Annotated in this window: 20 protein-coding genes; 2 read left to right on the top strand and 18 right to left on the bottom strand. The window is 69.6% G+C overall.

Features of this window, described 5'->3' with window-relative positions:
• Positions 1-63: 63 nt before the first annotated feature.
• The 14 genes from HW566_RS13380 to prmC all read right to left on the bottom strand — a co-directional run bounded on the left by HW566_RS13380 (position 64) and on the right by prmC (position 11,994).
• Positions 64-777 (bottom strand): large exoprotein, encoded by a 714-nt coding sequence (locus tag HW566_RS13380; protein WP_178013636.1) that lies wholly within the window; start codon positions 775-777, stop codon positions 64-66.
• Between the two features lie 120 nt (positions 778-897).
• Entirely contained in the window at positions 898-1,650 is a 753-nt protein-coding gene (locus HW566_RS13375; RefSeq protein WP_178013635.1) for a YaaA family protein, read from the bottom strand.
• A gap of 66 nt (positions 1,651-1,716) precedes the next feature.
• Complete coding sequence (locus HW566_RS13370) at positions 1,717-1,974, bottom strand: F0F1 ATP synthase subunit epsilon (RefSeq protein ID WP_178013633.1); 258 nt, start codon at positions 1,972-1,974, stop codon at positions 1,717-1,719.
• A gap of 1 nt (position 1,975) precedes the next feature.
• Positions 1,976-3,421, bottom strand: a complete 1,446-nt coding sequence (atpD, locus tag HW566_RS13365; protein WP_178013631.1) for a F0F1 ATP synthase subunit beta — start codon at positions 3,419-3,421, stop codon at positions 1,976-1,978.
• A gap of 22 nt (positions 3,422-3,443) precedes the next feature.
• Entirely contained in the window at positions 3,444-4,346 is a 903-nt protein-coding gene (locus HW566_RS13360; protein WP_178013629.1) for a F0F1 ATP synthase subunit gamma, read from the bottom strand.
• An 18-nt stretch (positions 4,347-4,364) separates the two neighbouring features.
• On the bottom strand, positions 4,365-6,005 hold the full coding sequence (gene atpA, locus HW566_RS13355; protein WP_178013627.1) for a F0F1 ATP synthase subunit alpha: 1,641 nt from the start codon (positions 6,003-6,005) through the stop codon (positions 4,365-4,367).
• 72 nt (positions 6,006-6,077) lie between these two features.
• Positions 6,078-6,866: a F0F1 ATP synthase subunit delta gene (locus tag HW566_RS13350; protein WP_178013625.1), complete on the bottom strand. Its 789-nt coding sequence runs from the start codon at positions 6,864-6,866 to the stop codon at positions 6,078-6,080.
• Positions 6,866-7,420 carry a F0F1 ATP synthase subunit B gene (locus HW566_RS13345; protein ID WP_178013623.1) on the bottom strand — a complete coding sequence of 185 codons (555 nt, stop codon included), beginning with the start codon at positions 7,418-7,420 and terminating at the stop codon, positions 6,866-6,868. Before HW566_RS13345 ends, HW566_RS13350 begins: the two co-directional genes overlap by 1 nt.
• Before the next feature lie 31 nt (positions 7,421-7,451).
• Complete coding sequence (gene atpE / locus HW566_RS13340) at positions 7,452-7,691, bottom strand: ATP synthase F0 subunit C (RefSeq protein ID WP_023955203.1); 240 nt, start codon at positions 7,689-7,691, stop codon at positions 7,452-7,454.
• Between the two features lie 43 nt (positions 7,692-7,734).
• Positions 7,735-8,541: a F0F1 ATP synthase subunit A gene (gene atpB, locus HW566_RS13335; RefSeq protein WP_256728721.1), complete on the bottom strand. Its 807-nt coding sequence runs from the start codon at positions 8,539-8,541 to the stop codon at positions 7,735-7,737.
• A gap of 142 nt (positions 8,542-8,683) precedes the next feature.
• Positions 8,684-9,169, bottom strand: a complete 486-nt coding sequence (locus HW566_RS13330; protein ID WP_178013621.1) for a hypothetical protein — start codon at positions 9,167-9,169, stop codon at positions 8,684-8,686.
• A complete protein-coding gene (locus tag HW566_RS13325) occupies positions 9,166-10,323 on the bottom strand; it encodes an MraY family glycosyltransferase (protein WP_178013620.1) in 1,158 nt (385 codons plus the stop codon). The genes HW566_RS13330 and HW566_RS13325 overlap by 4 nt, the downstream gene beginning before the upstream one ends.
• Positions 10,320-11,078 (bottom strand): L-threonylcarbamoyladenylate synthase, encoded by a 759-nt coding sequence (locus HW566_RS13320; protein WP_178013618.1) that lies wholly within the window; start codon positions 11,076-11,078, stop codon positions 10,320-10,322. The genes HW566_RS13325 and HW566_RS13320 overlap by 4 nt, the downstream gene beginning before the upstream one ends.
• A gap of 34 nt (positions 11,079-11,112) precedes the next feature.
• The gene (gene prmC, locus HW566_RS13315) at positions 11,113-11,994 is read right to left on the bottom strand and encodes a peptide chain release factor N(5)-glutamine methyltransferase (RefSeq protein WP_178013616.1); all 882 of its coding nucleotides are present in this window, start codon (positions 11,992-11,994) and stop codon (positions 11,113-11,115) included.
• Positions 11,995-12,119: 125 nt separating this feature from the next.
• On the opposite strand from prmC, the gene cysK reads away from it, so the two are divergent.
• The gene (gene cysK / locus HW566_RS13310) at positions 12,120-13,073 is read left to right on the top strand and encodes a cysteine synthase A (protein ID WP_178013614.1); all 954 of its coding nucleotides are present in this window, start codon (positions 12,120-12,122) and stop codon (positions 13,071-13,073) included.
• Positions 13,073-13,645 (top strand): serine O-acetyltransferase EpsC, encoded by a 573-nt coding sequence (gene epsC, locus HW566_RS13305; protein ID WP_178013612.1) that lies wholly within the window; start codon positions 13,073-13,075, stop codon positions 13,643-13,645. Before cysK ends, epsC begins: the two co-directional genes overlap by 1 nt.
• A 39-nt stretch (positions 13,646-13,684) precedes the next feature.
• On the opposite strand, the gene prfA is transcribed toward epsC, so the two are convergent.
• The 4 genes from prfA to thrC all read right to left on the bottom strand — a co-directional run bounded on the left by prfA (position 13,685) and on the right by thrC (position 19,050).
• Entirely contained in the window at positions 13,685-14,761 is a 1,077-nt protein-coding gene (prfA, locus tag HW566_RS13300) for a peptide chain release factor 1 (protein WP_178013611.1), read from the bottom strand.
• Between the two features lie 2 nt (positions 14,762-14,763).
• The gene (gene rho / locus HW566_RS13295) at positions 14,764-16,887 is read right to left on the bottom strand and encodes a transcription termination factor Rho (RefSeq protein ID WP_256728719.1); all 2,124 of its coding nucleotides are present in this window, start codon (positions 16,885-16,887) and stop codon (positions 14,764-14,766) included.
• Positions 16,888-17,038: 151 nt separating this feature from the next.
• A complete protein-coding gene (gene thrB / locus HW566_RS13290) occupies positions 17,039-17,968 on the bottom strand; it encodes a homoserine kinase (protein ID WP_178013609.1) in 930 nt (309 codons plus the stop codon).
• Positions 17,965-19,050, bottom strand: a complete 1,086-nt coding sequence (gene thrC, locus HW566_RS13285; RefSeq protein WP_178013607.1) for a threonine synthase — start codon at positions 19,048-19,050, stop codon at positions 17,965-17,967. The genes thrB and thrC overlap by 4 nt, the downstream gene beginning before the upstream one ends.

Below are 19,050 nucleotides of genomic sequence, written 5' to 3'. Positions count from 1 at the left end.
CCTCACGCTAGCGCGGAAAAGACGGACGGGGCCCCCACCGTGCGGCGGGGGCCCCGGGTGCGCTCAGGAGCGGGGTGCGTCGGATGCCGGCGGCTCCGTCGTCGGCGGGCTCGCCGGCTGCGGCGGAGCGGGCGGAGGGTACGCACCGGCAGGAGCGCTCGGCGGCGGCGGATAGTCCCCGGCCGGGGACGCGGACGAACCAGCGGGCGGCGGCGCGTATCCACCGCCGGCTGCGCCCGGCGTGGCCTGGGCGTCGGGCTGAACCGGAACGCCCTGCCAGACGGTGGTGTCGCGCAGGAACGAGGTCCGCCAGGGCGCGGGCTGCACACGCGGGTTCCAGGGCGAGTGGGTGAACGCCGCGATGCCCAGCCAGATGAGCTGACCGATCCCGGGGATGATGTAGAGCAGGACCAACGGCCAGTCCTTGCCGAGCTTCAGCCCGACGCGCCAGCTCGCCAGCGCCAGGGCAGCGATCGCGAGGTAGGCGAAGATGAAGCCGATGCCCGGGACGTTGCTGAGCACGCCGGTCGCGAGGATGGCGCCGAGCATGACCCAGGGAGACAGGTCGCCGAGCTTGGCGAACACCATCTCGCGATAGAACGGGACCCAGGCACGCCACCTGCCCTGCACTCCCGCCTTGTCGAAGATCTTCATCAGGAAGAACGAGGTGATGATGTAGCCCGCGAGGGCGAAGAGCAAGATGACGGGCAGAACCAGCAGCACGAGGGCCAGCAGCGCTCCCGCGCCCGCACCGCCACCGTCGTAGTAATCCGGCATGGACGACCTCCTCAGTCGTGACTCGCACCGTGCAGGCGCACCGGCGGTCGCCGCTCATGCTAGCGAAAACCCGAACCCGCGCGTGGGATCTGCCACGACGGCCCATCGCCCGCGTCGCACTCAGACGACGAGCTGCACCTCGCCGGCGCCGCCCGCGTCGCGCACCGCCCAGCCGGCCGCGTCGGCCCAGCGGACGAAACCCGACCGCGAGGCGATCCGGGGACGCGCCTGCGCCAAGGCACGCACCAGCTCGCCCTTCGCGTGCTTGTTGAAGTGATTGAGTGCCCGCACCGTTCCGTCGCCCGCCGCCGTGACGACACGGACGAACGCAGAAGGAGTCGTCGCGGGGAGGGGCGCCAGCGCGACGTAGGCCTCGGATCGCAGATCGAGCACGAACGGCGCGTCCAGGGCCTCCAGCGCCGCGGATGCCGCAGCCGCCCAGTGGCGTCGCAGCGGCGGTGCACCCGGCACCGCCGTGCCGGCGGCCAGGCGGTACGCGGGGATCGGGTCGAGGGCACCGATCGGACCGAACGGCGCCGACTGGATGAGCGCGTGCGCTCCGAGCCAACGCCGGGCAGGAGCGTCGAGCGAGTCCGCCCCCAGCGCATCGAACAGGACGCCGGTGTAGCGGTCGACGGCAGCCATCGTCGGCGCCGACTTCAGCTCGGCGTTGCGCGCGATGTCGTCGTGCTGGCGTGCGCTGAGCTTGAGCACGCGCACGGCGGTCTCGGTGTCGGCGGACAGCTTCACGAGGGCATCCACGACGACGCGGCGCTCGGGCAGCAGCTGCGGCAGCGCGAGCCGGGTGAGATCGAGCGGCTCGCCCGCTCCCCCGCTGCGCTTGGTCTCGGACGGGGGCAGCAGCACCAGCATCCGATCTCCTCCCTCAACGCGAGAGACCACACCCGGCCGGGTGTGGTCTCTCGTCGTGTTCTCGCGTCAGGCCAGTGCGGCGTTTCCGGCCACGATGGTGAGCTCGTCACCCTCCATCGACAGGAACCCGTCCTGGGCGTTGGCGACGATCTTGCCGCCGCCCGGCTGGGTGATGCGGACCTGGCCCTCGGCCAGGATGGCCAGGACCGGCTCGTGACCAGCCATGAAGCCGATCTCGCCCTCGACCGTCTTGGCCACGACGAGGGTGGCCTCGCCGGACCAGACCTCCGCCTCGGCGGAGACGAGCGTGACCGTCAGAGCCATGTCAGCTGTTCTCCTTCTGGATCTTCGCCCACTTCTCCTCGACGTCGCCGATGCCGCCGACGTTGAAGAAGGCCTGCTCGGCCACGTGGTCGAAGTCGCCCTTGACGATCGCGTCGAACGACTCGATGGTCTCCTTGATCGGGACCGTGGAGCCCTCGACACCGGTGAACTTCTTCGCCATGTAGGTGTTCTGCGACAGGAACTGCTGGATGCGGCGCGCGCGGGAGACGACGATCTTGTCTTCCTCCGACAGCTCGTCGACACCGAGGATGGCGATGATCTCCTGCAGTTCCTTGTTCTTCTGGAGGATCTGCTTGACCGACGTCGCGACCCGGTAGTGGTCGTCGCCGATGTAGCGCGGGTCCAGGATGCGGCTGGTCGAGCTCAGCGGGTCGACGGCCGGGTACAGACCCTTCGACGCGATCTCGCGCGAGAGCTCGGTCGTGGCGTCGAGGTGCGCGAAGGTCGTCGCCGGTGCCGGGTCGGTGTAGTCGTCGGCGGGGACGTAGATCGCCTGGAGCGACGTGATCGAGTGACCGCGCGTCGAGGTGATGCGCTCCTGGAGCACACCCATCTCGTCGGCGAGGTTCGGCTGGTAGCCCACGGCCGAGGGCATGCGGCCCAGCAGCGTGGAGACCTCGGAACCGGCCTGCGTGAAGCGGAAGATGTTGTCGATGAACAGCAGCACGTCCTGCTTCTGCACGTCGCGGAAGTACTCCGCCATCGTGAGAGCCGACAGGGCGACGCGAAGACGCGTTCCCGGCGGCTCGTCCATCTGACCGAACACCAGGGCCGTCTTGTCGAAGACGCCCGCCTCCTCCATCTCGTGGATGAGGTCGTTGCCCTCACGGGTCCGCTCGCCGACACCGGCGAACACCGACACACCACCGTGGTCCTGCGCGACGCGCTGGATCATCTCCTGGATGAGGACGGTCTTGCCGACACCGGCGCCGCCGAACAGGCCGATCTTTCCACCCTGCACGTACGGGGTGAGCAGGTCGATGACCTTGATGCCCGTCTCGAACATCGTCGTCTTCGACTCGAGCTGGTCGAAGCTCGGCGCCTGACGGTGGATGCCCCAGCGCTCGGTGACCTCGATGGTCTCGCCCTCTGCGGCGTTGAGCACGTCGCCCGTGACGTTGAACACCTTGCCCTTGGTGACGTCGCCGACGGGGACCGTGATCGGACCGCCGGTGTTGCGCACCTCCTGGCCGCGGACCATGCCGTCGGTCGGCTTGAGCGAGATCGCGCGGACGAGGTCGTCGCCCAGGTGCTGGGCGACCTCGAGCGTGATCTCGGTCGACTGGCCGTCGATCGTGATCGTGGTCTTGAGGGCGTTGTAGATGTCGGGGATCGAGTCGTGCGGGAACTCGATGTCGACGACGGGGCCGGTGACGCGCGCAACGCGGCCGACGACCGACGTGGCAACGGCTGTGACGGTGGTCATTGTCTGTCTCTTTCGGTTGGTCTTACTTGCCCGACGCCAGAGCGTCGGCGCCGCCGACGATCTCGGCGATCTGCTGAGTGATCTCGGCCTGGCGAGCGTTGTTGCGCAGGCGGGTGTAATCGGTGATGAGCTTGTCGGCGTTGTCGCTGGCCGACTTCATCGCCTTCTGGGTCGCGGCGTGCTTCGCGGCCGACGACTGGAGCAGCGCGTTGAACACACGGCTCTGGACGTACACCGGAAGCAGAGCATCGAGGACCGTCTCGGGGTCGGGCTCGAACTCGTACAGCGGGTAGACCGGAGCATCGTCCGCTCCCGCCGCATCGGCTTCGACGACCTCGAGCGGAAGCAGCCGGACCGACTCCGGGGTCTGCGTCATCATGCTGACGAAGCGGTTGTACACGAGGTGGATCTCGTCGACGCCGCCGTCTTCGCCGCCCTGCGCGTAGGCGTCGAGGAGGGCCCCGGCGACCTGCTCGGCCGTGCTGAAGTGCGGTGTGTCGGTGTCGCCCGTCCACTCTCCCGCGGCCCGCATGCGTCGGAACTGGAAGTACCCGACGGCCTTGCGACCGATCAGGTAGTAGTCCACTTCCTTGCCCTGCGAGCGCAGCAGCTCGGACAGCTCGAGGCCCTCACGGAGGATCTGCGAGTTGAACGCGCCGGCGAGCCCGCGGTCGGAGGCGAAGATGACCACCGCGGAACGACGGATCGTCTCGCGCTCGGTCGTCAGCGGGTGGTCGACATCGGAGTGGGTCGCCACCGCGGAGACGGCGCGCGTCACGGCCCGCGCGAAGGGGGAGGACGCGCGGACGCGTCCCATCGCCTTCTGGATGCGCGAGGCCGCGATGAGCTCCATCGCCTTCGTGATCTTCTTGGTCGTCTGAGCAGAGCTGATCTTCTGCTTGTAGACCCGGAGTTGTGCGCCCATAGTGTGTCGTCCTCCGCGTCAGCCGCGGCGGCCCTTGACGATCTGCTCCTGGTTCACGTCTTCGGCCTCTGCGGCGGCGATGTCTTCCCGGCCCGGCTTGTTGATCGCCTGGCCCTTTCCGCCCTGGAACTCGAGCACGAACTCGTCGACGACCTTCTCGAGCTCGGCGGCGATGTCGTCGCTGAGCACGTTGGTCTCACGCAGCGTGTCGAGGATCGAGGTGTTGCGCCCGAGGTGGTCGAGCAGATCCCGCTCGAAACGCAGCACGTCCTCGACCTCGATGGTGTCGAGCTTGCCGTTGGTTCCGGCCCAGATCGAGACGACCTGCTCCTCGACGGGGTACGGCGAGTACTGCGGCTGCTTGAGCAGCTCGGTCAGACGGGCACCGCGCGCCAGCTGGCGACGGGATGCGGCATCCAGGTCGGATGCGAACATCGCGAACGCCTCGAGCGAGCGGTACTGCGCGAGCTCGAGCTTCAGCGTGCCCGAGACCTTCTTGATCGACTTGACCTGAGCGTCACCGCCGACGCGCGAGACGGAGATACCCACGTCGACCGCGGGACGCTGGTTGGCGTTGAAGAGGTCGGACTGGAGGAAGATCTGGCCGTCGGTGATCGAGATCACGTTGGTCGGGATGTACGCCGAGACGTCGTTGGCCTTCGTCTCGATGATCGGCAGACCCGTCATCGATCCGGCGCCCAGCTCGTCGGACAGCTTGGCGCAGCGCTCGAGCAGACGCGAGTGCAGGTAGAAGACGTCACCGGGGTACGCCTCGCGGCCCGGCGGGCGACGCAGGAGGAGCGACACCGCACGGTAGGCCTCGGCCTGCTTCGACAGGTCGTCGAAGATGATCAGGACGTGCTTGCCCTCGTACATCCAGTGCTGGCCGATGGCCGAACCGGTGTACGGCGCGAGGTACTTGAAGCCGGCCGGGTCGGATGCCGGGGCCGCGACGATCGTCGTGTACTCCATGGCACCGGCGTCCTCGAGCGCGCCCTTCACCGAGGCGATGGTCGAGCCCTTCTGGCCGATGGCGACGTAGATGCAGCGGACCTGCTTGCTGACGTCGCCCGACTCCCAGTTGGCCTTCTGGTTGATGATCGTGTCGATCGCGATCGCCGTCTTGCCGGTCTGGCGGTCGCCGATGATCAGCTGACGCTGACCGCGGCCGACCGGGATCATCGCGTCGATGGCCTTGATGCCGGTCTGCATCGGCTCGTGCACGCTCTTTCGCTGCATGACGCCGGGCGCCTGAAGCTCGAGGGCACGTCGTCCCTCGGACGCGATCGCGCCGAGGCCGTCGATCGGGTTGCCGAGCGGGTCGACGACACGACCGAGGTAGCCCTCGCCCACGCCCACCGACAGCACCTCGCCGGTGCGGGTGACCTTCTGGCCCGCCTGCACGCCGGCGAAGTCGCCGAGGACGACGACACCGATCTCGTGCTCGTCGAGGTTCTGGGCTAGGCCCTCGACGCCGTTCTCGAAGCGGACGAGCTCGTTCGCCATGACGCCGGGCAGACCCTCGACGTGGGCGATGCCGTCGGCCGCGTCGACGACGGTGCCGACCTCGGTCGCGGCGGCCCCGGTGGGCTCGTACGCGGCGACGAAGTCTTTCAGCGCGTCACGGATGACATCCGGGCTGATGGACAGTTCTGCCATGGTGTTCCTTCGGTCCTGAGTCTGTGGGTCCGGATGCGTCCGGCCGGTCCGCCCCTGCGGGCGGTGTGGTGGTCAGCCCGCCAGTCGCTGGCGGAGATCGGAGAGGCGAGAGGCCACGGTGGCGTCGATGACGTCGTCGCCGATCTCGATGCGCAGCCCGCCGACGACCGTGGGGTCGACGAGCAGGTTGAGCGAGACGGCGGTGCCGTAGCGGCTCGAGAGGGTGTCGGTCAGGCGGGCCCGCTGATGGTCGTTCAGCGGGGCGGCGACGCGCACGGTGGCGACGACGCGCCCGCGCTGGCTCGACACGATGCGGATCGCGCGCTCGAGCAGCTGGCGCACCCGGCGCTCGCGGGGACGCTGCACGATCGCCGAGGCGATGAGGCGGGCGCCGGCCCCGGCACGGCCGTCGAGCAGACGGTCGACGAGCGCGCCCTTCTGGGCCGCCTCACCGATACGGCTGCCCAGCGCGAGCTCGAGCTCGGGGTTGGCCGCCACGGTGTGCAGCACCCCGAAGAGCTCGTTCTCGACGTCGCCGGCGTCGGCGACGGCCGCAGCCCGGATGGCGAGCTCCTCGACGGCATCCACGAAATCGTCGACCGACGACCAGCGCTGGACGACGGCCGTGCGGAGCAGCGAGACGGTCTGCGACGCGAACGCCGAGCCGAACACGTCGCTCACGACCTGGTCGCGGGCCTGCGGCGAGGCCGCGTTGTCCGTCAGCGCGCCGCTCAGCTGCGGCGAGTCCGCCAGAGCCCGCGCGGCGACGAACAGCTCACCGGCCACGTCGAGCGTCAGCCCGGCCGTCTCGCCGATCGCCGCCGTCGTCGCGACGAGTGCCTGAGTGGTCGCGCTGCCCATCAGTTGGACGCCTTCTCGGAAGCCTCGAGCTCGCTGAGGAATCGGTCGACGACGGCCTGGGCCTTCTGGTCGTCCGAGAGGGTCTCACCGATCACACCGCCGGCCAGATCGAGCGCCAACGAGCCGACCTCGCTGCGCAGCGAGACGACCGCCGCCTGGCGCTCGGCCTCGATCTGCGTGTGCGCGGCCGCGGTGAGGCGTTCAGCCTCGGCCGATGCGTTGTGCTTCGCCTCGCTGACGATCTTGCGACCGTCCTCGCGAGCGGCGTCGCGGATCTCGCCGGCTTCCTTGCGAGCCTCGGCGAGCTGCGCCGTGTACTCCTCGAGAGCCTGCTCGGCCTTGCGCTGCGCCTCGTCCGCCTTGGCGATGTTGCCTTCGATGGCAGCGCTGCGCGCGTCGAGCACCGTGTTGAGCCGGGGCATCGCATAGCGCACCACGACGAAGATGATGACGAGGAAGCAGACGGCCGACCAGATGATGTCGTAATAGGCCGGCAGGATCGGAATCTGGTCCGATCCCTCCTCAGCCGCAATCGTGACAAGAGCGTTCAGCATCCTGTCTCCTTATCTGTGGGTCGCGTCGGGATCAGAGCGCGTTGAAGATGAACGGCGTGACGATGCCGATCAGCGCGAGGATCTCGATGAACGCGACACCGATGAACATGGTGCTCTGCAGGCGGCCGGCGAGCTCGGGCTGACGGGCGGTCGACTCGATGGTCTTGCCGATCATGATGCCGAGGCCGATGGCCGGGCCGATGGCCGCGAGGCCGTAACCCACGGTCGCGATGTTGCCGGTGACCTGGGCGAGAACCGTCGTTGCGTCCACTGGTGTTTTCCTTTCGTAGGGCGAGCAGCCGGACAGCTGCTCGTCAGTGCTCTTCCGCGACCGCGAGCTGGATGTAGACCGCGGTGAGGATCGTGAAGACGTAGGCCTGGAGGATCGAGACGAAGATCTCGAAGAGGGTGAAGGCGAAGCCCATCGCGAGCGTGCCTGCGGCGAGCGGCGTGAAGGCGTTGAAGCCCATCAGGAAGAACTGGGTCGCCGCGAAGAACAGCACGAGCATGAGGTGTCCGACCATCATGTTCAGCAGGAGTCGCAGGAACAGCGACACCGGCCGCGCGATGAAGGTCGAGATGAGCTCGACCAGCGCGATGATCGGCAGCAGGTACACCGGCACGCCGCTGGGGACGAGCGAGTTCTTCAGGAAGTGGCCGACGCCGTGCTTCTTGATGCCGGCGTAGATGAACATCACGTAGGCCACCAAGGCGAACACCAGAGGTGCGCCCGCGACCGAGGTCCCGGCGATGTTCATGCCCGGGATCACACCCGTGAGGTTCATGAAGAGGATCGTGAAGAACATCGCGGTCAGCAGCGGCAGGAAGCGCCGGCCGTCCTTCTCGCCCAGGACCTGGTACACGACCTGGTCGCGGACGAATCCGAAACCGAACTCGACCACGCTCTGGAAGCGACCCGGCACCACCGAGAGGCGGCGCGTGCCCAGCACCAGGAAGAGCACCAGCAGCACGGTGGCGATGACCTGCACCATGCTGATCCGCGTGAACTCGAAGGGCGTGCCTTCGAACAGCAGAGCCGGCGGGAAGAAGTCGGAGATGGACGGCGGGTGGAACTCGTTGTCCGATGCCGCCGCTGCGACAATCGTCGTCGCTTGAGTCAACGTATTGGCTCCAGCTTCTCGGGCCAGCCAGGACTAGCTCGGTGAGGGTTTAGAAGGGGAACGACTCCAGCGGGGCCTCAGTGTCGCCACTGCACACCGGCCGCAGAGTGTAGTCCCACACTACCAAAGGTTCCGGCTCGACCTAATCGTCGATCGAGTCGGCGGTCGGGAGTGTCACGTCCGAGGCTCCGGACAGCCGCATGCGGCTGAGCACGACGAGGTCGACGACGAGCGACGCGACGGCCGCGACGATCACGGCGAGGGCGAAGATCCCCCGCTCGAGCCATTCGACCTGGAACAGCAGCAGCAGGGCGACGATGACCAGCACGAACTTCAGCAGCCACGTCCCCATCACCACCGCGAAGAAGATCTGGAGCCACTGCGGGTGGCCGTACCAGTGGTTGCCGAGGAGGATGCTGAGCGCCGTGAACGCGGGGAAGACGATCCCCACGAGTGCGCCCAGGACGCCGCTCCACGCGCCGTCGGGCCCAGCGAGCAACCCGCCCACGAGGGCCATGGCCGCGGCGACGACGACACCGACCACCATCCCCCACACCAGCGCGGCGCGCAGCACCGGGGTGCTGGAGATGCGGTTGCGGGCGGACGGGTCGGGAGTGGCGGAAGTCACGAGGTGAGCTCTTTCTCGGAGGCGGTGGAGCGCGCGGGTCGGGCGGGGATGAAGGTGACGACGAGGCAGGCCGCGACACCCAGCACGAGGAAGGCGAGCCCCAGGAGGTAGTCCCCCGGCCACGCGGCTGTCGTGCCGATGTACATCAGCAGCACCGAGAGGCTGACGACGGTCGTCCACGAATAGAAGATCAGCACCGCGTCGCGATCGGTGTGCCCCATGTCGAGCATGCGGTGGTGGAGGTGCTTGCGGTCGGGCGAGAAGGGCGACTTCCCGCGCGACATCCGGCGGATCACCGCCATGCCGAAGTCGAGCAGCGGGAGCAGCACGACCACGACCGGCAGCAGGATCGGGATGAACGCACCCAGAAGCTGCGAGCGCCCGAACACGTCGTTGTCGCCGGTGGCGGGCACGAGGGTACCCGTGACGAGGATGGCCGAGCAGGCCATCAGCAACCCGATCATGAGCGCCCCCGAGTCGCCCATGAACAGCTTGGCCGGGTTCCAGTTCAGCGGCAGGAACCCCGCGCACACACCGAGGAGCACCACGGCCAGGAACGACGCGAGATCGGCGTAGCTGCTGCTCCCGAAATCCCGCGCGAGCAGGTACGTGTACGTGAAGAACACGCCGTTGGCGATGAGGGCCACCCCCGCGACGAGCCCGTCGAGGCCGTCGATGAAGTTCACCGCGTTCATCACCACCACGATGGAGAACACCGAGATGGTGAAGCTCGCCGCGCTCGAGACGACCGTCTGCCCGCCCACCGGGATCGAGTACAGCTGAACGCCCCCGAAACCGACCACGATGCCGGCGGCGAGGAACTGCGCGCCGAGCTTGATGAGCCAGTCCAGGTCCCACAGGTCGTCGGCGACACCCACCGCGACGATCAGGGCGGTCGCGCCGAGGATGGCCCAGATGGGCTCGGGTCGGGCCCAGAAGATCGAGAAGAACGGGATCTGCGACGACGTGAGGATGGCGGCCGCGGCCCCCAGGAACATCCCGACTCCGCCGAGTCTGGGCGTCGGCGTCTTGTGCACGTCCCGCTCACGGATGGCGGGGTACAGCTTGTAGCGCAGGCTGACCCGGAGGACGAGCCAGGTGAGGCCGAACGTGAGGATCGCCGTGACGACGAAGGTCGCCAGGTACAGCCTCACGCGACGCTGCCGCCGGCGGGCCCACCGGGGTCGCCGGAGGAGCGCTGCTCCGGTGGCGTGCGGTTGGCGGCCTCGGCGTGCTCGGGCTCGGGGTCGGGTTCGAGCAGCTCCCCCAGCACGTCCCGGAGCGCCTCGCGGCTGACCGCTCCGTCGCGCAGGACGCGCACCGGTGACGGCTCCGCGCCGACCAGCGTCGTGGCGTCGATGATCGTCGACGCGATCCCCGTCGCCGCCGGTCCGCCGTCGAGATACACCGCGACGCTGTCGCCCAGCATCCGGACCGCGTCGTCGATCGAGACCGCGGCGGGCATCTTCGTGAGGTTCGCGCTCGAGACGGCGAGTGGACCGCATTCCTCGAGCAGCTCGAGCGCGAAGCGGTCGGCGGGCATGCGCACCGCGACCGTGCCCCGGGTCTCGCCGAGATCCCACGACAGCGACGGCTGCGCGGGCAGCACGATGGTGAGTCCGCCCGGCCAGAACGCCTCGACGAGTCTCTCCACCGCCTCGGGCACCTCGGCCACGAGCGCGCGCATGGTCGAGATCCCGGCGACGAGGACCGGCGGCGGCGACTGCCGCCCGCGCCCCTTGGCCGCGAGCAGCGCGGCCACGGCGGATGCGCTGAACGCGTCCGCCGCGACGCCGTAGACGGTGTCGGTGGGCATGACGATGAGCTCGCCGCGACCGATGGCCTGGCGCGCCTGACGCATGCCGGGGAGCACCTGGGTCTCATCGCGGCAGTCGAAAACGGGAGACATGACCGCTCCAGTGTACGGCGAGAGGGCCGACGGCTCAGGAACGGAGGGCCGTGGTCGTCCGATCACGCATCGTCAGGTCGGGGTGCGTCGCCGCGGCGGACCAGCCGTCGGCGGTGAGGATGCCGCGGATCGCCGCCGCCTGGAGCTCGCCGTGCTCGATGACGATGCTGCCGCCGGGGTGGACGAGCCGCAGCCCGACCCGTGACAGGGTGCGCACCACGTCGAGCCCGTCCGCTCCCCCGTACAGCGCCGCGGGCGGATCCCACAGCCGCACCTCGGGGTCGCGCGGGACCGCCTCGTCGGGCACGTACGGCGGGTTCGACACCAGCACCGAGACCGATCCGTCGAGCTCGGGGAAGGCGACTTCGAGGTCGATGAAGGCCAGGCGCGCGTTCGGAGCGCCGACCAGGGCGAAGTTCTCCTTCGTCCAGATGAAGGCGTCCACGGAGTTCTCGGCGGCGTGGACGCGCGCGTGCGGCACCTCGGTGGCCAGGGAGAGCGCGATGGCTCCCGACCCCGTGCCCAGATCGACGGCGATCGGGGCGGGCCCGGCGGCGGCGCGGAGGAGGTCGATCGCGATCTGGGCCACCGTCTCGGTCTCGGGGCGTGGGACGAACACCCCGGGTCCGACCCGCAGCTCGAGATGGCGGAAGGGAGCGGTGCCGGTGAGGTGCTGCAACGGTTCGCGGGCGGCGCGCCGGGCGACGAGGTCGGCATAGCGCCCCGCGGCAGCGGCGGGGATCTCGTCGCCGCGGAACAGCGCCGCCGACAGCTCGCCCCGTTCGATGTCGAGAACGTGCGCCGCGAGGAGCTCGGCATCGACCCGCGGGGTCGGCACGAACGCCGCCTCGAGCTCGACCGTCGCGGCGCGGACGAGGTCGGTCAGACGGGAACGGGATGCGGGTGGGGTGCTCATGGCCGCCGATAAGCCTAGCCAGCCCGTCGGATTCGTCACATTCGGCGCTGTCATCAGGTGGCGACAATAGGCTGGGCCACGATTCCGCCGCCCGCCGGCGCCCGCTCGAAACTCGAAAGGCAGTCATGTCCGAACCGGTCACCCACGGCATCCACCCCGACATCACCACCGCGTACGGCAACACCCCTCTCGTGCGCCTGAACCGCGTCAGCGAGAGCCTCCCCGGCACGGTGCTGGCCAAGCTCGAGTTCTACAACCCCGCATCGTCGGTCAAGGACCGCCTGGGCATCGCGATCGTCGACGCGGCGGAGAAGGCCGGCGCGCTGCAGCCCGGCGGCACGATCGTGGAGGGCACGAGCGGCAACACCGGCATCGCCCTGGCCATGGTGGGCGCCGCCCGCGGCTACCGCGTGATCCTGACGATGCCCTCCTCGATGTCGACCGAGCGTCGCCTCCTCCTCAAGGCCTACGGCGCCGAGCTCGTGCTCACCGATCCTTCGCTCGGGATGAAGGGGGCCGTCTCGGAGGCCGAGAGGATCGCCGCCGAGACCCCGGGCGCGGTGCTGGCGAAGCAGTTCGCGAACGAGGCCAACCCGGAGGTGCACCGCCGCACGACCGCGGAGGAGATCCTGCGCGACACCGACGGCGAGATCGGCTACTTCGTCGCCGGCATCGGCACCGGCGGCACCATCACGGGTGTCGGCCAGGTGCTGAAGGAGCGCGTCGCCGATGTGAAGGTCGTCGCGGTCGAGCCGAAGGACTCGCCCCTGCTGACCGAGGGCAAGCCGGGCCCTCACAAGATCCAGGGCATCGGGCCGAACTTCATCCCGCCCATCCTCGACCAGGGCGTCATCGACGAGGTGCAGGACGTCACCTTCGACGACGCGGTCCGTGTCGCGCGCGAGGTCGCGTCGAAGGAGGGCATCCTCGTCGGCATCTCCTCGGGCGCCGCGGTCTGGGCGGCGCTGCAGGTCGCCGCGCGCCCCGAGGCCGAGGGCAAGAACATCGTCGTGATCATCCCCTCCTTCGGTGAGCGCTATCTCTCGACGCCGCTGTTCGCGGACCTGCGCGAAGACTGATGCGCCGGCTCCGAGTACGCATCCGCGAGGATCTCGCCGCCGCCAAGCTCCGCGATCCCGCGGCGCGCAATGGACTCGAGATCGCGTTGCTGTACCCGGGGCTCCACGCCGTGTGGTCGTATCGCGTCATGCACCTGCTGTGGCTCCGGCGCGCGCGCTTCCTCGCGCGCGCCGGGTCTCAGCTGACGCGATGGGTCACCGGCATCGAGATCCATCCCGGCGCCCGCATCGGACGGAGGTTCTTCATCGACCACGGCATGGGCGTCGTCATCGGCGAGACCGCGATCGTCGGCGATGACGTGCTGCTGTACCACGGGGTGACCCTGGGAGGTCGGACGCGTCACGCCGGCAAGCGGCATCCGACCATCGAGGACGGCGTCGCCGTCGGTGCCGGCGCGAAGATCCTCGGCCCGATCACCATCGGGGCCCGCAGCGTCGTCGGCGCCAACGCCGTGGTGACGAAGGACGCGCCCGCCGACTCCGTCCTGGTCGGCGTCCCGGCGCGGCCGCGGCCACGGCGCGCCGGCGAAGACACGCGCGCGCTGCTCACGGCCCCCGAGTACCACATCTGACCCGCTGACCGACCACGGCCGGCTGGGAGAGACTCGGGCTCAGTCCTGGCCGAGGGCCGCCAGTCGCGCCTCTTCGTCGGCGGCGATGCAGCTCTCGATCACGGGGGCGAGGGCGCCGTCCATCACCTGGTCGAGGTTGTAGGACTTGTAGCCGGTGCGATGATCGGCGATGCGGTTCTCGGGGAAGTTGTAGGTGCGGATCCGCTCGGAGCGGTCCATGCCTCGGATCTGCGAGCGGCGCGCATCGGATGCCGCGGCGTCGCGCTCCTCCTGCTGCTTGGCGAGCAGGCGTGCGCGCAGCACGCGCATGCCGGCTTCACGGTTCTGCAGCTGGCTCTTCTCGTTCTGCATCGACACCACGATGCCGGTGGGCACATGCGTGATGCGCACGGCCGAATCGGTCGTGTTGACGGACTGCCCGCCCGGGCCCGAGGAGCGGAAGACGTCGATCTTCAGGTCGTTCGGATCGATGTGGATCTCTTCGGGCTCGTCGACCTCGGGGAAGACGAGGACACCGGTCGTCGAGGTGTGGATGCGGCCCTGCGACTCGGTGGCCGGCACGCGCTGCACGCGATGCACGCCACCCTCGTACTTGAGGTGGGCCCACACCCCCTGCGACGGGTCGGACGATGAGCCCTTGATGGCGACCTGGACGTCTTTGTAGCCGCCCAGGTCGGACTCGTTGCGCTCGAGCAGCTCGGTCTTCCACCCCTGGGAGGCGGCGTACTGGATGTACATCCGCAGCAGGTCGGCGGCGAACAGCGCGGACTCCGCGCCGCCCTCACCCTGCTTGATCTCCATGATCACGTCTCGCGCGTCATCGGGATCGCGCGGGATGAGCAGGCGTCGCAGTCGCTCGGCTGCCGCCCGCAGGCCTTCCTCGAGACCGGGGACCTCCGCCGCGAACGCGTCATCCTCGCGGGCGAGCTCCCGCGCGGCGTCGAGATCGTCGGAGGCCGCGGCCCACGCATCGTGGGCCGCGACGATCCGCGACAGCTCGGCATAGCGACGGTTGACGCGCTTGGCGCGCGCGGCATCCGCGTGCACCGCGGGGTCGGAGAGCTCCTCCTGCACCGCGCGGTGCTCGTCGATCAGCCCCCGGACGGACTCGAACACGATCAGCGGATGCTGTTCTCGTGCCCGTTGCTGTGTCCGCCGGGCGCCGGGATCGACTTCTGCATCTGCACCAGGAACTCCACGTTGGACTGCGTCTCCTTGAGCTTGTCGAGGATGACGCCGAGCGCGTGCTGCTGGTCGAGACCGGCCAGGGCACGGCGCAGCTTCCAGGTGATCTTCACCTCGTCGGGCGAGAGGAGCATCTCTTCGCGACGCGTGGACGACGCGTTGACATCGACGGCGGGGAAGATGCGCTTGTCGGCGAGCTGACGAGACAGACGCAGCTCGCTGTTGCCGGTGCCCTTGAACTCCTCGAAGATGACCTCGTCCATCTTGGAGCCCGTCTCGACGAGCGCCGTCGCGAGGATGGTCAGCGAGCCGCCGTTCTCGATGTTCCGCGCCGCGCCGAAGAAGCGCTTGGGCGGATACAGGGCCGAGGCGTCCACGCCACCGGTGAGGACACGACCCGACGTGGGTGCCGAGATGTTGTACGCACGGCCCAGGCGGGTGATGGAGTCCAGCAGCACGACCACGTCGCGGCCGAGCTCGACGAGGCGCTTCGCGCGCTCGATGGCCAGCTCGGCGACCGTGGTGTGGTCCTCGGCGGGACGGTCGAAGGTCGAGGCGATGACCTCGCCCTTGACGGTGCGCTGCATGTCGGTGACCTCCTCGGGGCGCTCGTCGACGAGCACGACCATGAGGTGGACCTCCGGGTTGTTCTGCGCGATCGCGTTGGCGATCTGCTGCAGCACGATCGTCTTGCCCGCCTTCGGGGGCGCCACGATCAGGCCGCGCTGGCCCTTGCCGATGGGCGCGACCAGATCGATGATGCGCTGCGTGAGCTTCTCGGGTCCGGTCTCGAGTCGCAGCCGCTCCTGCGGGTACAGCGGCGTCAGCTTGCCGAACTCGACGCGGTTCGCCGCGTCGTCGACCGACAGGCCGTTGATCGAGTCGACCTTCACGAGCGCGTTGTACTTCTGACGGCTCGACTGCTCGCCCTCGCGCGGCTGCTTGATCGCGCCGACGACGGCGTCGCCCTTGCGGAGGTTGTACTTCTTGACCTGACCGAGCGAGACGTACACGTCCTGCGTGCCCGGCAGGTAGCCGGTGGTGCGCACGAAGGCGTAGTTGTCGAGCACATCGAGCACACCGGCGATCGGGATGAGGACGTCGTCCTCGTTGATCTCGGTCTCGAACTCGTCGCCGCCGACCGGGCCGCGGCGCTTGTTGCGCTGACGCCCGCGGCCGTTCTGGCCCGAGCCGTTGTCGTCGTCCGCGGGGCCGTTGTTGCCGCCCTGCGCGTTGCCGCCCTGGTTCTGGTTGCCGCCCTGGTTCTGGTTGCCGCCCTGGTTCTGGTTGCCGCCCTGGTTCGCGCCCGGGGCGTTGTCCTTGTTGCGGTTGCGGCTGCGGTTGCGGCTCCGGCTGCGGCTGCGGCCGTTCGACTCGCCCTCGCCCTCGCCCTCGCCGCCGTCGGACTTCGACGCGTCGTCGCTGGAAGCGCCGCTGTCGACACCGTCCTCGGATGCCGCGGCGCCGGACTTCTCGTCGGACGCGGTGTCCGAGGTCTCGGCCGCGGCGTCAGATGCTGCGGACGTGTCGTCCGGGGTCTCGGCGCTCGGGGCGGGCGCCGGCTCGGCGTCCTTCTTCGCACCGCGGCCGCGACCACGGCCGCGCGCCGGCTTCTTCGGAGCCTCGTCGGCCTCCGTCGCGTCGACCGCGGCGTCGGCTGCGGCGTTGGTGTCTGCCGGTGCCGCGGCAGCCTCGCCCTCGGCGGAAGCGGATGCCTCGCCCTCGGCGGGCGCGGATGCCTCGGTCTGGGTCTCGGCGGGCGCCGCAGCCTCGGTCTCGGCGGGCGCCGCGGCGTCCTCGGCGACGGACGCCGGGGCATCGGTGCTCTTCGCGCGGCGCGGGGCACGCTTGCGGGGGGCCTTGACGGGCTTTTCCGCCGCGTCGTCCGCGACGGGCTGATCGGCGGCGGCAGCCGGCTCGGCGGCTGCCGGCGCGGCGTCAGCCGGCGCGGCGTCGTCGACCGGCTCCTGCGGCGCCTCGGCCTGGGGGGCGGCGACGCTCTCGGCTTCGCCCTCGACGATCTCGTCGACGGTCAGGTTCTCGGAGTTGGACTCCACGAGTTCTCCTCTTAAACGGTGGATATGACAGAACCGCAGGCGACGCCGTCCACGGCGGGCGTCATCCGCTGACACGCTCTTCCGGCCGATGGCGCGGGGCGTGGATCAGGGGTGTTCGCGGTGATTCGCAGAATTGCGACGGAGGCTCAGATCACAGGGGTGTGGAACCCTCCGTATGGTCCCTCACCATACCACCACGCACATCGACGGCGAGCATCCGCGCGTCCCACCGGGTCTCTGTGGTAGTGGCGGCGAGCTCCGCGGCAGCCAATCGCCGGCCGGGGCCGTCGGCGAGAACGAGGACACTCGGGCCCGCCCCCGAGACGACCGCCGCGAAGCCTTCGGCCCGCAGCGCGCGCACGAGTCGGTCGGTCTCGACCATCGCCTGAGCGCGATAGGACTGGTGCAGCTTGTCCTCGGTCGCGGCGAGCAGGAGGTCGGGGCTCTGCGTGAGGGCCGCCACGAGCAGCGCGGAGCGCGACAGGTTGAAGATGGCGTCCTCGCGGGTGACCTGGAGCGGATCGAATCCGCGCGCTACGGAGGTCGACATCGTGAACTCCGGGACGAACACGAGAGGGGCCACGCCGCGGTGCACGAGCAGCTTCTTGTGCTGCGGTCCGTGCTCGTCGACCCAGGCGATCGTGAGTCCGCCGAACAGGGCGGGCGCGACATTGTCGGGGTGACCTTCGAGCTCCGTCGCGAGACGCAGGAGCGCTTCCTCGCCGATCTCGACGTCGCCGGCGAGGAGGCCCTTCGCGGCGAGGAGGCCCGCGACGACGGCAGCGCCGGAGGACCCCATCCCCCGCCCGTGCGGGATGGCGTTGACGGCTTCGAGCCGCACGCCGGGGAGGGTCCGACCGAACGCCTCGTACGCGTAGGCCATCGCGCGCACCACGAGGTGCGTGGCGTCGGTGGGGACGTCGTGGGCGCCCTCGCCCGAGACGGAGATCTCCAGACCAGGCCGCGGCAGCTCCGTCACCACGAGCTCGTCGTAGACGCTGAGTGCCAGCCCGAGCGTGTCGAATCCCGGCCCCAGGTTCGCGCTGGTGGCCGGCACGCGGACCTGGACCGATCGGGTCACGCCGGCGCCTGCGGTGCGAGTTCGAGGACGGATGCCACCTCGCTGGTGGTCGCGTCGACGACGATCGGCTCGGCGTCGGTGCCGTCGGGGTTGCGCAGGGCCCACTGCGGGTCCTTCAGGCCGTGCCCGGTGACGGTGAGCACGACCTTGGCGCCGGAGGGGATGACGCCCGCCTCGGCCCGATCGAGGAGGCCCGCGACCGAGATGGCCGATGCCGGCTCGACGAAGACGCCCGCCGTGCTCGCCAGCAGCTTCTGCGCCGCGAGGATGCGGTCGTCGTCGATCGCGCCGAACCACCCCTGCGTGGCGTCGCGGGCCTCGAGGGCGAGGTCCCACGAGGCGGGGTTGCCGATGCGGATCGCGGTGGCGATCGTGTCGGGGTTCTTCACGACCTCGCCACGCACCAGCGGCGCGGACCCCGCCGCCTGAAATCCGAACATGCGGGGCACGCGCGTCGCGACACCACGCGCGGCCTCCTCGCGGTAGCCGCGGGAGTAGGCGGTGTAGTTGCCCGCGTTGCCGACCGGGATGAAGTGGAAGTCCGGGGCATCGCCGAGCTGCGAGACGACCTCGTACGCCGCCGTCTTCTGTCCGTCGATGCGGTCGGGGTTGACGGAGTTGACCAGGTGGACCGGGTAGTGGTCGGCGAGCTCGCGGGCGATCTCGAGGCAGTCGTCGAAGTTGCCGCGGATCTGGATGAGGGTCCCGCCGTGCGCGACGGCCTGGCTGAGCTTGCCCATGGCGATCTTGCCCTCGGGCACGAGCACCGCCGCGGTGATGCCCGCGTGAGCGGCGTACGCCGCCGCGGAGGCGGAGGTGTTTCCGGTCGAGGCGCAGATGACCGCCTTCGCACCGTGCTCGACGGCGCGCGAGAGGGCGACGGTCATGCCGCGGTCCTTGAACGAGCCGGTCGGGTTCATGCCCTCGAACTTCACCCAGACGTCGGCGCCCGTCATCCGCGAGAGCTCGCGGGCATGCACGAGCGGCGTTCCGCCCTCGCCCAGGCTCACGACGGTGGAGGCGTCGGTGACGTCCAACCGGTCGGCGAACTCACGCAGGACTCCCTGCCAAACATGTGCCAT

The sequence above is a fragment of the Microbacterium oleivorans genome, from assembly GCF_013389665.1.
GTDB lineage: Bacteria > Actinomycetota > Actinomycetes > Actinomycetales > Microbacteriaceae > Microbacterium > Microbacterium oleivorans_C.
This window is presented reverse-complemented; position numbering and strand designations above follow the sequence as displayed.